At 35.6% G+C, this 14431-nt stretch carries 12 protein-coding genes; 9 read left to right on the top strand and 3 right to left on the bottom strand.

Translation table 11 applies throughout. The features are described 5' to 3' along the window. The first annotated feature begins 571 nt into the window (after positions 1–571). Both MHH71_RS10335 and MHH71_RS10330 read left to right on the top strand, forming a co-directional pair. Entirely contained in the window at positions 572–2020 is a 1449-nt protein-coding gene (locus MHH71_RS10335) for a transglutaminase domain-containing protein (protein ID WP_327806492.1), read from the top strand. Positions 2021–2575: 555 nt separating this feature from the next. Continuing rightward, positions 2576–2962 carry a VOC family protein gene (locus tag MHH71_RS10330; RefSeq protein WP_033798703.1) on the top strand — a complete coding sequence of 129 codons (387 nt, stop codon included), beginning with the start codon at positions 2576–2578 and terminating at the stop codon, positions 2960–2962. A gap of 659 nt (positions 2963–3621) precedes the next feature. Here the strand turns inward: MHH71_RS10330 and MHH71_RS10325 are convergent. Beyond that, the gene (locus MHH71_RS10325; protein WP_033798704.1) at positions 3622–4119 is read right to left on the bottom strand and encodes a CcdC protein domain-containing protein; all 498 of its coding nucleotides are present in this window, start codon (positions 4117–4119) and stop codon (positions 3622–3624) included. 406 nt (positions 4120–4525) lie between these two features. Between MHH71_RS10325 and MHH71_RS10320 the strand changes: the two genes are divergently transcribed. The 3 genes from MHH71_RS10320 (at position 4526) to MHH71_RS10310 (ending at position 7829) form a co-directional block, all read left to right on the top strand. Next, positions 4526–5962, top strand: coding sequence for an amino acid permease (locus tag MHH71_RS10320; protein WP_033798705.1), 1437 nt, complete (start codon positions 4526–4528; stop codon positions 5960–5962). A 371-nt stretch (positions 5963–6333) separates the two neighbouring features. Further along, positions 6334–7359 (top strand): GH25 family lysozyme, encoded by a 1026-nt coding sequence (locus MHH71_RS10315; RefSeq protein ID WP_033798706.1) that lies wholly within the window; start codon positions 6334–6336, stop codon positions 7357–7359. Between the two features lie 272 nt (positions 7360–7631). After that, entirely contained in the window at positions 7632–7829 is a 198-nt protein-coding gene (locus tag MHH71_RS10310) for a hypothetical protein (RefSeq protein ID WP_018766616.1), read from the top strand. Positions 7830–8076: 247 nt separating this feature from the next. Here MHH71_RS10310 and MHH71_RS10305 read toward each other — a convergent pair whose 3' ends face one another. Continuing rightward, positions 8077–8331: a SunI/YnzG family protein gene (locus tag MHH71_RS10305; protein WP_006093864.1), complete on the bottom strand. Its 255-nt coding sequence runs from the start codon at positions 8329–8331 to the stop codon at positions 8077–8079. A 435-nt stretch (positions 8332–8766) separates the two neighbouring features. Here MHH71_RS10305 and MHH71_RS10300 point away from each other — a divergent pair, with 435 nt between their 5' ends. The 3 genes from MHH71_RS10300 (at position 8767) to MHH71_RS10290 (ending at position 11426) form a co-directional block, all read left to right on the top strand. Next, positions 8767–9243, top strand: coding sequence for a PH domain-containing protein (locus MHH71_RS10300; protein WP_006093865.1), 477 nt, complete (start codon positions 8767–8769; stop codon positions 9241–9243). After that, positions 9236–10660 carry a PH domain-containing protein gene (locus MHH71_RS10295; protein WP_033798707.1) on the top strand — a complete coding sequence of 475 codons (1425 nt, stop codon included), beginning with the start codon at positions 9236–9238 and terminating at the stop codon, positions 10658–10660. Before MHH71_RS10300 ends, MHH71_RS10295 begins: the two co-directional genes overlap by 8 nt. Before the next feature lie 379 nt (positions 10661–11039). Then, entirely contained in the window at positions 11040–11426 is a 387-nt protein-coding gene (locus tag MHH71_RS10290) for an NUDIX domain-containing protein (protein WP_006093867.1), read from the top strand. A 116-nt stretch (positions 11427–11542) separates the two neighbouring features. Here MHH71_RS10290 and MHH71_RS10285 read toward each other — a convergent pair whose 3' ends face one another. Further along, on the bottom strand, positions 11543–12016 hold the full coding sequence (locus MHH71_RS10285; RefSeq protein ID WP_006093868.1) for an antibiotic biosynthesis monooxygenase family protein: 474 nt from the start codon (positions 12014–12016) through the stop codon (positions 11543–11545). 128 nt (positions 12017–12144) lie between these two features. On the opposite strand from MHH71_RS10285, the gene MHH71_RS10280 reads away from it, so the two are divergent. Next, on the top strand, positions 12145–14262 hold the full coding sequence (locus tag MHH71_RS10280; protein WP_029427581.1) for a transglycosylase domain-containing protein: 2118 nt from the start codon (positions 12145–12147) through the stop codon (positions 14260–14262). Positions 14263–14431: the final 169 nt, after the last annotated feature.

Here is a 14431-nt window from a genome sequence, read left to right as displayed (position 1 = left end):
ATATGTTGGAAATCAAAATTATATAAAATGAAAAACTGATAGAAAACCATTCTTTTTGGGTAAGAGAGAGGATTCGATCATGGGTAGAAGCGGTCAGCTCTTTTTTTCTCCATGCCAAGTGAAACCAGAGAGAGAAAACGAGTGCAAGTCCATATTGTTTTTCATAGCAGCGACTTATATGTAAAAAAGGGATTCATCAAGTTAAGGCAAATCATTACCCAAAAAACGAAAAAATACTATTCTTTCTGTATTACGATAGAAAGTGTTGAATGATAATAATGTTGTTTCATTTGTTATGCGAATAAAACAGCAGGACAGTTAATTGATAGACAAACAAGTGAATGGCAACCTCTATTTTCTTTCCAATCGTTTTTATGCAATATCGCATGAAAAATGATTGGAATTTTTGTTATAATATTATAATTGTACACTTCAAATCTTGTTGTTTAGTCGCTAATATTGTCTATGAAAACGAAAAACTTATAATATTGAATATTTATTTTAGTTTTGCAACGCCCTCACTGTTAATGCTTGATAGATAAATAGGTCAACAGAAGGGAAATATGAATTTATGAAACAAAACATCAAAATGTTAGCTATGGCAGTTGGTCTAACAGTTATGGGGTCAACAGTAGCTACTTATGCAAGTGCTGATACAGGGTGGAAACAAACTGGATCGGTATGGAATTACTACAATGTAAACGGCGCGAAGCAAACAGGTTGGCAGTCAATTAATGGAGCATGGTACTACTTCAACGGAAGCGGAGCAATGCAAACAGGTTGGCAGTCAATTAATGGAGCATGGTACTACTTCAACGGAAGTGGAGCAATGCAAACAGGTTGGCAGTCAATTAATGGGGCATGGTACTACTTCAACGGAAGTGGAGCAATGCAAGCAGATTGGCAGTCAATTAATGGGGCATGGTACTACTTCAACGGAAGTGGAGTAATGCAAACAGATTGGCAGTCAATTAATGGAGCATGGTACTACTTCAACGGAAGTGGAGCAATGCAAACAAATTGGCAGTCAATTAATGGAGCATGGTATTACTTCAACGGAAGTGGAGCAATGCAAACAGGTTGGCAGTCAATTAATGGAGCATGGTACTACTTTAGTGGAAGCGGAGCAATGCAAACAGGCTGGATCCAAGATAATGGTAAAAAGTATTACTTTGAAAGTAATGGTGTTTGGAATCCAAACGCTGAAAATGCAAATAACGTTTCACGACCTGACGGGCAACTATTAGACGCATTTCAAAATGAAATAAAAAAGCATATTAATAATCAAGAAGAAAATATAACAATGACATACAAATCCAAAAACTCTAATATTAATGAAGTTATGGATACACTTGTTAAAGAATACGACAAGGCAGTCGAATCTAACGAATACTTAAATTATAATATCGCAAATACGCAATACTCTATTCGTGGTATTCCAGGAAATTACACGTTTACATTAAAGATTACATACCGTGAATCCAAAGAACAAACGAACTATGTAAAGACACAAGCGAAATCAATTATCAATTCCATTGTTCAAGCTGGTATGGATGAACACGAGAAAGTAAAAGCAATTCATGATTATGTTGTAAAACATGTCTCTTATGATACTTCTTTCCAAGCTTATACAGCGTATGAAGCTTTAGCAAACCGTTCTGCTGTCTGTCAAGGATATGCATTATTAACATATCAATTGTTAAAAGAGGCTGGAATAGAAAATCATATTGTAACAGGAACTGGAAATGGACAACCACATGCTTGGAATCAAGTGAAAATTGAAGGGAAATGGTACCATCTTGATACAACTTTTGATGATCCAATTCCAGATGTGCAAGGACGAGTAACTTATTCATACTATAATCTGTCTGATGCACAAATCGCTCAAGATCACCAGTGGGATCGTAATAAATTTGCGGCAGCAACAACAAATTACACGAATGAATTAGCAAATAAAATCCAGTCAGGTAGCTCGAAATCATGGAAATACCAGGACATTTTAAAAGCCATCAAACGTTAAACTGTATCTTTTGGTACAAAAACTTTAATACATTTGCTTAGACATACGGATATGATGAGCCTATAAAGGTGAGTAATATCCGTATGAAAAAGTACATGTATTCACGTAGAGGGCGTTGCAAAACCAAAATAAATATTTAATATTACATATCAATAAAACTAGTTAAACATAGAATATATAGTGATTCAATTTTCACGATAGTAGCGACTATTGGGGCTACACTTAAGAAGTCTAATCTTAACGAATATATATTGTAGTTCTAGACAACTGCATTTGATAGTACATTGGAAGGTAGGAAGCAACTTTAATTGATGAAGAGTGCTTCCTTATTCTATTTTCTAAAGCTTTAATCTCAAAACTTAACCATATAGAGAATATTCTTTCTGTATCACGATAGAAAGTGTTGAATGATAACAATGTTGTTTCATTTGTTATACAGATAACACAGCAGGATAATTACATGAAACATGAAGGGATATTGGAATCAGTAACGAAATGTTCAATGAATGACGATGGTGTTGGCTCTTCAATAGTATTTTTTAGGAGATGATTGATTTGAAGTTGTTGCAAATAAGACTTTTGGTCAAAGATTTTAAGGAAAGTGCCGTGTTTTACAGAGATCTATTGGAATTTCCAGTGAGTTGGTACGAGGAAAACATGGAATATGCGCTTTTCAATAATGGAGAAACGAAAATTGAGCTTGTATCTCGAAACGTGATGGCCGAATTGGTCGGAGAAGGAAATAAGCCTTTAGAAGCTGGGTCCCAATCAAAATTCTTGCTTCAATTTGAAGTTGAAGATGTCGATCAGACTTATAACCGTTTCAAAGAAAAAGGAATTGAATTTGTTAATGAACCGCATGATCGTGAGGAATGGCGAGCGCGTGTTGCACATTTTCGTGACCCTGACGATAACTTAATTGAGATATATAAAATGCTGTAATTCGATTGTTCAAAATGGGATTAGGTTAAACAATATTAAACAACTTTAGTAGCGCAGTTCAATTTATTTGAACTGTGTTAATTGTGTTTGTAAGAGTAGAATCTTTATAGGGAACGAACAGAAAAGACGGTGTTTTTTTGCATGAGGTATCAGCTGAACTTACTTTTTTATCTCCACAAGCTCTCCAACTGCTGGTCTATCTAGATTATTTCTAATCCAGTAATTTCTTACATTTATTGCAGATTCTAAATCAGTAGGCTGGTCATAAGTTATTTCAATTTGATTACGAGCTGTTTGCCTTGCAACAACAGGGACTGGGTACCATTTGAGGTATTTGACTGTCTGTAGACACCATCCGTCCCGAATACATTTGAGACGGCATACCAGAATAAGGCATCATTTGTTGCACCTCCTTTTATAAAAGAGTAGTCATTTAACCAATGTATATTGTATGAAATGAATAAGAATGGTGTAACTAACTACCTATAATTTCGTTTATCGGGTACGGTAATGATTACTTCTGTTTAGGAGTCATAGATAAAAAGTGAGCCTTACTTTGTTATTGATAATGATGATTATGTGAGTAAAAAGCCCCTTCAGATATTCTGTAGGGACTTTTTTTATAGGTTTCGAGATACATTGACTGCTGATAAGTGGGGTTATCGGAAGTCAATGTTGTCGTTAGTTTGGATTCGACTTTTGTATAGTTGACGAAATTTGATGAAAGAGATAATTCTCCAAGGTAAGATATACCCCAGCGCTACAGTCATAAATAGTGCTGCTTCTGTTTCTGGACCTAGCCATTTTAAATAATCACGAAGTAAAAATCGGATAATAAGTATGATGAGAAAGGTAATGATAAAGCTCTTGTTTCTTACAGCATAAATATGCTGATCGGATCGGAGTTCATAGTTATTGGTCCAAATAAGTGGAATTGACAAAAGGCACCCAAAGATAACTGCACAAATCCATTCCCAGCCAGCGGCATGTGCTTTTGGATTTAAGATGATGGGAATGCAGGGTATTAACAAAAATAGTATGGGTAAGAGAAGACGGGTTCCGTTTCCTTTAATAGGATGATGCATTGCCCTGATTCTACGCCATAAGACCAACGCAGCAACTATGATCACAATAGAGTAAAACGAAGAAGAATCCATAATTTCACCTCTATACATAGGATATTTCAATTATATGGGAATTGTAGATGGTTGAGTAGTAGTATTTGTTTTAATTGAATACCAATAACGCTGATTATGTAAAAAAGCTAGTCTGGATCTAGCTTTTTCTTTTTTTGTATATCTTTAAAACAGAAAATCAGTCCCCGACGGAATATGAAATCTTGAATAAACTATTCAAAATTTCATATTGGGGCAACATTTTAAACAGTGAAAAGCTTGCAAAATCCAAGCATGACGCAAATTGTATAATTGGTATGGTACTTGCAATAGAGGAGAGTGAATGAAATCGCTCTAAGAAGACTGAATTTTCAAAATAAAAAAGAGAAAGGATGGAAACAAGCTAAGAAGATATACAACGTACAGGAAAAGTGGAAGGAGGCTTTTTATGCACACAAAAGTCAAGCAGGAAACGAATAACATGCAGCAATATCACTACAAGCAAGAGTTAAAGAGGTCTTTAAAATTTTTTAGCTCCTTTGCAGTCGCGTTTTCATTTATGTCCATCACAACGGGCATTTTCACGAATTTTGGGTTTGTTTTAAACAATGCGGGGCCCGCAGGTATTTGGACGTGGCCAATCGTATTAGCAGGTCACTTGCTTGTCGCTCTTGTTATTGCTGAATTGGCAGGGAGGATGCCACTCAGCGGCTACTCGTATCAATGGGTGACGCGGCTGGCAAATCAAGGATTAGGATGGTTTTCCGGCTGGCTCGGATTTTGCTTTTTTGTCATTGTCATTCCTGCCGTCGATTTTGGCCTGGCTCCACTCATTGCGGATGTGTTCGGCTGGAATATCGGTGGGAAGACCCTTTTGTATATTGTACTCGCAACCTTACTGCTACAGGCTGTCCTCAACATTTTCGGCGTAAAACTGGCTTCCCGTCTCAATGACATTGCAGTATATACCGAAGTAATCGGTATGGTAGGCATTCTTGTCATTCTTGCTATCGTTGCGCTATTCACAACTCCGAATTGGGATATGCTAACAAATATTGGCGAGCAAAAAAGCGGTACGTACCTTGGTGGCTTTGTGATCGCTATGCTGATGGGGTCGTGGACCATGGTCGGCTTTGAAGCCGCGGCGAATCTTTCGGAAGAAACAATTGACGCGAGCAAAAATGTACCGCGTGCTGTATTTTTCGCATTGCTGATTGGCGGTATCATTGGATTTGCTTTTCTTTTTACTGTTACAATTTCCATTTCAGATTTAGCCGATGTGACAGCTTCTGTCAACCCGCTTCCACTTATTATTAAAACAAAGCTCGGCCAATTCATTGGCACTTTGTTTATGCTTCTTGTTATCATTTCCATTTTCGCATGTGGCTTAATCGGAATGGCTTCTGCTTCCCGTATCATTTATGCAATGGCGCGGGATGATGTGTTTTTTGCTTCGCGTTATTTTAAAAAGGTAAACCCAAGAACATCCGTACCGGTAAATGCAATTGTGCTTGTATTAGTGCTCGATATTATAGCGAGCCTATTCTCTGATTCTTTGACTTTGCTAGTCGGATCAACATCCGTTGTTCTTACAGCTTTATACTTCATAACAGTTTTGGCTTACTATTTGCGTAGAAAAGATTTACCTGACGCAGAGGCATTTAATTTAGGGAAATGGAGAGCACCTGTCACGTACGGTGCTTTAATATGGCTCGTGTTCGAAATGGGGATATTGACCATCCCTGATATGTTCCATGAAGTAGCAATTGTAGGCGGAACACTATTTTTAACGGGAACTCTTGTATACTTTGCACTGTTCCGGAGCAAGATTAAATCAGGAAAAATCGGGATTCAAAATACAAACATTGATGCAGGGCACTCGTAATCAGCCTCATCCCTCTTAGTGAAGTGAGTTCTGAAAATGGAACAAACATCAAAACACCTAGATTACCTGTTCGCTATACTTTTTAGTGCACAGGTAATTTAATTTTTCTTGTGTGGGTTTGAAATAAAGTCACGATGTTTTGAAGAAAGACGCGATATTTCATTACTTCAAAAAAACCAATTGGGTTTTGATTAAACTTTTTTATTAATTGTAAACTAACATACTAAAGTTTACTTTCGAAATGAGATAAAAAATAAGATTCTTTTTGTGATATTCTTGAGGAAAAATTGATGAGAATGTGATAGTGTCCGTCCGTTAAAATCGTACATACCATATATGGAAGAAAAATATTTTTGATAGGAGAATATGGTATGCAAAATAGATCAAGTTCAGATACTAAGTTTATTGATGTATCGCATTGGGAAGGGACTATTGATTGGAATGCTGTTAAAACCTCAGGGATTCCAGCAGCGTATGCGAAAGCAACGGAAGGTGTGGGTTATACAGATCCTATTTTCGTTCAAAATGTACAAGCAGCGAGAAGTGCTGGTGTATTGATAGGAGCTTATCATTTTGCCCACCCGGATCAAAATGATGCGATTTCCGAGGCGAAGTATTTTGTTAGTATTTTACAAGAAAATCAAACGGATCTTATACCAGTTTTAGATTTTGAATCTCCAACAAATTCAAATACAAGTAACATAACCGGAGCATTTCTATCCAAGTGGGCAAGAGATTTTATTAATTATGTGAAACAAGCTACTGGGAAAAATGTAATGTTATATACAGGTGTTTGGTATATCACTGAATTTGGGATTAGTGGACTAAGTGATGTGCCACTTTGGGTTGCAAGATATTCCAATACTCCACCTGTTGATTGTGGTGGGTGGACAAAATGGACAGCTTGGCAATATACAGATTCTGGTTATATTTCAGGGGTAGGGAATTGTGATGTATCAGCGGCTATTTCTTTAGATGCATTAAAGGATGGTGGATCATCATCTGGCAACGCAACATCGGTATATGGAATTGCTGTCATTAATGGAAATAATGTGAATTTACGAAGTGGTCCATCTTTACAAGCAAGTGTGATCCGTCAATTGAACCATGGAGAAGAGTATGTAGTATGGGGTGAACAAAATAATTGGCTTTGTTTAGGGACCAATGAATGGGTTTACGATGATCCTAGTTATATTCAGTATAAACATTACGTTGCTACTATCACTGGAGATAACGTGAATTTACGAGATGTACCATCGCTAAGCGGGAATATTATACGTCAATTACATCATGGAGAAGCGTATCGAGTATGGGGTGAACAAGATGGCTGGCTTTGTTTAGGAACAAATGAATGGATTTATTATGATGCGAGTTATATTCAATATGGTGTACAATAAGTAAAGTTAAAAAGGTGCCTTTTTATTGTATGAATGTTTATGTTGTGAAAAAAACATTCATAGTTTTCAATATTAAAATATTCAATTTTCACAGATTATTGTTTTATAGCATATATAGGGGTCCCGTCATATATAAGTAAAATAAAAAAGAATCCGATCTTTGAATTCTTTTTTGCTACTGATAAGTGGGGTTATGTGAACTGATTTAGATACCCTTACTTGAATTCTACAATATGGTATAATTTAGTTGTGAAGTTAAAAGGGGTGTGGGTATGGAAGACGTATATGGAGGACTAAGATATTTTGGTTTTTTACTTGTATTAGTATTTGGTATGGGATTTATTATACGTTGGATTTTTCGTGATGTAATTTCGTTAGATCAATTACTTGGTTTAAGTATAGGAATTATTACGTTAATAATGGCGTTTTTTGTAAAGAAATACAGTAAGGAGCTAAATACTACTAGTTAATTTATGCTTTCTTTGATGAGTATCTCAATAGTGATGAGATACTCGTTTTTTTGCTTGCATGGGATTTAATCCCTTTATTTATATTGTTTTGAATGTATACTTTTATTGTTGATTTTGAGGATATCAGAGGATTTGAAAGTAAACTAATAATAAGAGGTTTACTTTCATATTTATTATAAGAAGAAAAAAAGACGACTTTACATTAGTCGCCTTTTTTTCTAAAAAATCATGTTAAATCATTAAGTAATTAAGCGTTTATTTTATTTAAAATTGAAACCTTATTAGTGGTAAATAATATATAATTCTGTTTTTTAGTTTTAATTAAAATGCGATCACTTGTGCCATATGCTGTTCCTATTCGAATCGCATCAGCTTTTTCAATACCAGCATAAGTATCATCTTCAGTAACTTCAATAATTTCATTTAATGGAATACTAACCTTTGCTAATTGCCATTTAATAATTAGTTCCTCTGTTGTTTTTATAACATCAATACCTAACATATCACCAAGACCTTCCTATTCTATTTTCTAAATATAATTATAAATTAAATAAAGATATTTGTAATTAAATATCTTTATTGGATATTTATGTTTACGGATGATATGGATAACAAAGTATTTTTATCTATTATTAAAAGTTTACTTTCAACGGTTGACTACATACTTATAATTTAATATGCACATTAATAATAGTGTAATGTAGTTAAAAGGTTCAGTTCTATCATAAATATATTGACTCAAATCCAGGGAAATATTCAATGACTGGAAAAGTAAAATACGTAAATCTAATCTATTGTTGGTTGTATTCTACATATTCAGAAAATAACAAGTTTTATTTTTACAAAAAATGTCTATTCTTCCTTGTTTTGTATTGTATGATTATGGCATATTACAAAGTATACATATTTAATAGATTTCTAAATTTGGAGTGATCAAATGCAGCCATTAGAAAATGAAATTCATTCGAATATGGTTAAGGTGTGGAAGATCCATACATTAATTGGTGCAGGGGTACTTGTAAGTATTGTTTTAGCATATCTCTTTTTTATGATCAAGTTTAATTGGTGGGGTTGGTTGTTTAGTATATTGGTCGTTGCCACGATTATATATACGCCACTAGACTATTTTATCTTTCCGAAACTACGTCAGCGTTATTATAGCTATCGATTAGATGAAGAAGAGATTGAAATTCAAAAAGGGATGTTTGTTGTAAAGCGTGTGTTAGTTCCAATGATTCGTGTTCAGCATGTGACGATTGAACAAGGGCCGATTATGAGAAAATATGAACTAGCAGAATTACAAATTTCAACGGCAGCGACTTCTCATAGTATTCCAGGACTAACAAAGAGAGAGGCAGAACAGTTGAAACGACAAATTGGGGAACTTGCGAAAGTGAGTGATAAGGATGTATAAGAGGCAACATCCGATTACTATATTATTTGATATAAGGATTTCTATTTTATTTCCCCTTATTATCATTGTTTTATTTGGTCCTAAAGATGAAGTAGAGCCTTGGTACTTATTTCCCATTTTCATTCTAGGTTTTTTGTTGATTTTGGCCATATTTTCGTTTGCGAAATGGTACTTTAAAGTGTATTGGATTGAAAATAATATTTTACATATAAAACACGGGGTATTTGTCAAAAAAGAAAGCTATTTAAATAAAGAGCGTGTGCAAACAATTAGTACAGCTTCAAATATCATCTATCAGTTATTTGGGTTAACGAAGCTCAAAATTGAGACGGCTGGTGGCGGAAAGGACCCAGAGGTGACGTTAGCTGGAATTAAGGAAGAGCAAGCGAAAGAATTAATCGCCTTATTAAATAAAGTAGAAAGTAAGAAAACTTTAAAAGAAGAGGAAACCCTACCGTCAGAAACAAATACAACTGTCTATCAGTTAACGCCAAAAGAAATTTTGCTAGCATCTATTACATCTGGTCGGTTCGGTTTATTATTTTCTGGGTTGATTTTCCTTTATACACAGTTTGATAACGTTCTTCCGAAATGGTTAATAGAAAAAGTAGAAACGTATGTGAAAGACAATAGTGTGTATGATTTGTTATGTATGGTTGCTATTTTAATTGTAATCTCATGGATCATTTCTACAATTGGTTATGCTTTAAAACATGCGAACTTTACAGTGCAGAGAAATGGAAATGAAATTCGTATTTCACAAGGGCTACTTGAAAAGAAAGAGATTGTGTTAAAACTGCACCGGATTCAGGCATTGACAATGAAAGAAGGAATCCTTCGTCAACCGTTTGGGTATTGTTCTATTGAAGTAGAAGTCATTCAGAGCATAGATACAAATAATATGAATGTCATATTGCACCCGCTCATGAAGAAAAAAGATGTGCAAGAGTTGCTGGCATATTTAGATTTGCCTTATGAAATGGAAGAGGAGATCGTCCATTTACCGAAAGCAGCATTACGCCGTTATCTCATTATGAGTTGGATGATTTTTGTAGCTGTAGCAGTACCGATTATAGGAGCGAGTGTATATTTTCAGCAATATAGTGCTTTATTTGTATTAGTGCCATTATTTTTGTTCTTTACGATTCTTGGATATGGCAAGTATAAAACGGGTGGATATGCGATAAAATCTGATCAGTTAACGCTTGTGTACAGGGGCATTGCAAAGTATACAGGATTTGTGAAAAGAAGACATGTACAAGCAATGACAAAAACGCAATCATACTTTCAACGAAAAGATAGATTGTATACGTATATTGTAGCAGTAGCTTGCAGTGTTGCGGGACGTCATTATGAATTGAAGCATGTGCGTGAAGAGGATGTAGCCCGTATTCATGAATGGTATAAGAAAAAATAAAAAAGTTAGATATATAACCCGGATAGTGGATAATTCAAAAATTCTATTATTCGGGTTTCTTGTATGTTATTGCATGTATTTTATGGTCATTTTTAAGATAGAAGTGCTTTTGACGCAAGTATTGTGAAAGGGGGAAGAGATAGGTGAAAATTAGAAGTTCAGTGCAGGCGATTATAATTAGAGACAACCAAATATTAACGATTAAGAAATATGACTATAACAAGTTTATCCCGCATTAACGGACAGTAACACTCCCACCTCAAAATTCAGCGAAAGCAAGGAAGTTAGGTGGGAGATGAACTGTCCGTAAAAGCCCGATTGGTTCAACTAATAATCCGTGGGGGATGGAGAAAAACCCCACTGATTAAAGTTTCACTTTATGAACATCCTACCTGGTGGTGGTCAAAAACCGGGGGGAACTTTAAAAGAAGCTGTTGTCAGAGAATGTTTGGAGGAAACTGGATTAAAAGTACAAGCAGGAGAATTGCTATTTGTAAGTGATGAGTATATAGGAAAGAATCATGAACATGCCGAGTGGGATCGTAATGTTCATGTCGTTGTTCATCTTTTTGAATGCCTGTATCCGGATGACGATCGTTCTTTTGGGGAAGGGACAGAATTTGATCCTGATCAACTAGCACTTGAATGGTTGCCGCTAGAAGACTTTTTAAACACAAACCTTTATCCAAAAGCAATCATACCGTTCTTAATAGAATATGGTCTTCAAAGTAGGAAGTCCGCAATTTATGTTGGGGACATGGGATAATATGTAGCAATTCGTAAATGAAGTGGAAAGTATTTCAAGATAAAAGAGCGATGAGTTCGTGGAAGACAGAGAAAAAAGCTGTAGCTTCTCCTCAATCGAAGTTACAGCTTTTTTGTTTAAGCTAACACATCAAAAGTAGTCACAAAAGAAGGTCTTGAAAAAATGCTCTTTTGCGGCTCTGCATTTGTTTGTGCAGGGCGTTTTTTATGTGCATTTTCGAAAGAACGTGACTCTGTCCAATCTTTAAAGTTTTGTTCATTTTCCCACATTGTCATAATGACGTATGTATCGTTACTTAATGGGCGAAGAACGCGGATTGCTTGGAAACCAGGCTCATTTTCAATCAGTCCTGCACGGTTTTTAAAACGATTTTCAAAAACAGGACGGCCTTCATCTGTAACAGAAATGTTGTTACACACAATATAGCCAGGTTGTCCTTTAAATTCCCCGACTGCATCTAGCACGTCATATTGAAGTGATCCTTCTACAGTTTCCTCGGTATTTTCTTTATAAAACATATCTTTCTCATCATTCTTTGCAGTGAAATGTGGTTGTTCTAGAGGTGTTTCGTATGAAATAATCGCTTTCATTGTAATGCCCCCTTTATGAGTTTAGTTTCATTATAGCAACTCTTACAAAAAACTTCGAAGATTATATACATAAAGATAATCGTTTTTCAAATAATAAACATACCATCATTTGGAAAGAAGGACGATGTATGAAGAAAATAAAGTGGAGCCTAATGGGCGGCGTAGCAGTGTTTGTAGTGGCGATTGTATTCTATAAACTGATTGTGTTAGCTGGTGGTTATATAATGGATGAAAAACGGCTTGTTTTCCACTCTTCATCACGTATCGTTGATCAGCGAGGAAAAGAAATTACGAAGTTATATGTAGAAAATAGAGAGCTTGTACCAATTGAGCGAATTCCAAAACATGTAGCAGAGGCGTTTATAGCTGTAGAAGACGCTAGATTTTATGAACATTATGGAATCGATTACCCTTCTGTGTTTCGCGCGTTGTATAAAGACATTTTAGCAGGAGAGAAAGTGGAAGGCGGAAGTACAATTACGCAGCAGTTAGTTAAAAATGTTTTTTTAACTCATGAAAAAACATTTACACGTAAATTAAAAGAAGTGGCAATCGCTCTTCAATTGGAACATAAATATACGAAGCAACAGCTTCTTGAAATGTATATGAATCATATTTATTTTGGTCATGGTGCTTACGGGATTCAAGCAGCGGCGAAATTGTATTTTAATAAAGATGTAGAAAAATTAACAGTTGAAGAAGGGGCGATGCTTGCAGGTCTTCCGAAAGCACCGAATGGATATTCTCCCTTTTTATATCCAGAAAAGAACAAAGAGCGCCGTGATTTAGTTTTATCTCTTATGCATAAACAAGGATATTTATCAGCTGAGGAGAGTGTTCGTTACCAAGGAAAGACAATTGCTCTTTATAAAAGTTTAGATGAGCGAGAACTTGCTTATATACCGTATGTGGATATGGTTGTAGATGAAGCAGCACAGTTATATGGTTTGTCACATCAAGAAGTGCTTCGCGGAGGATATACATTTATTGTATCTATGGATGAAAAAATTCAAAAAGTAGCTTATGATCAATTTCAAGATGCACGAAATTTTCCAGGTAAAGAAAACGGGGCACAAGGTGCTTTTTTATTAATGGATAATGCAACTGGAGGAATTAAAGCCGCAATTGGCGGAAGAGAGTATGTCCCAAGAGGATTTAATAGAGTGTTTGCGAAAAGACAGCCAGGGTCTGTTTTAAAGCCGCTCATTGTGTATGCACCAGCGCTGGAAACGAAAAAATATAATCCGTATTCTTTATTAACAAACGAGCAAACATCTTTTGAAGGGTATGAACCACGAAATTATAATCATAGGTATTCAAAAGAAGTAACGATGTATGATGCACTCTTAGAATCGGCGAATGTACCGGCTGTATCTTTATTACATGAAATGGGTGTAGAGCAAGGGAAGCAATATTTAGAGAAGGGAAATATTCATATTGCAGAATCTGGTTTAAGTACGGCACTTGGCGGACTTAAAGAAGGGGTCTCTCCATTTGAACTTGTAAAGATGTACCGTGCGTTCTTAGCGAATGGAAAAATTATTGAGCCGCATGTTATTGAACAGGTACTCGATCGACACGGAAAGGTGATTGGAGAATCACCTAAAAACGAAACGAAAGTTTTTTCAAAACAAACAGCATGGTATATGACAAAAATGTTAGAAGGGGTTGTAAGAGAGGGAACAGCGAGAGCGGGAGTATATAACGGTGCATTAGCTGGGAAAACGGGTACAACGTCACTTCCTAATCAAAGTGAAGGCGCTAGGGATATTTGGTTTGTTGGATATACTCCGAGTTTAGTAGGCGCGGTATGGATTGGGTATGATCGTACGGATAAAGAACACCAACTTTATGATGGAAAGCTATCTGCAACAGAATTATTTAAAAAGATTTTAACGAAGGCAAATGTACAAGATAATTCAAATTTCAAGCGGCCAAAAGGTGTCGAAACAATTGGAAAACCAATCCGCCTAAGTAAAATTGAGAACGTGGAAGCACAGTTATCTTTTAGTCCATTTAGCTTGTTTACTGCAAAATTACACTGGACTCCACTTCTCGATAAACGAGTTGTATATAGAATCTATAAAGTAGAACAAGGGAAGCATATTCACGTTGGAACGGTAAAAGGGATTGGTGAGTATGAGGAAAAGTTTATTAACATATTCTCTAAACCAAGCTTTTATGTAGTTCCGTACAATCCACAAACAAATCGAGAAGGAGAAAAGACAAAAGTAGCTAAACCGTAATTTTTGCTTGTGATATAATAAGAATGTTATGAAAATAGTAAGCGGTTTTACGAGCGTTTGTGTCAATTTCATGAACAACGTACATAATGTTATGCATTTTGTTTTTACAAGCTGTATAGTAAAAAAAGATAAATAATAGGATAGGGTTCGTATAGGTAAGGAAGGGAGC

Origin of the sequence: Bacillus sp. FSL H8-0534 (assembly GCF_038005885.1) — a bacterium.
Lineage (GTDB): Bacteria > Bacillota > Bacilli > Bacillales > Bacillaceae_G > Bacillus_A > Bacillus_A pseudomycoides.
Note: the sequence above shows the minus strand (reverse complement) of the source record. Positions and strands in the feature narration are given on the sequence as shown.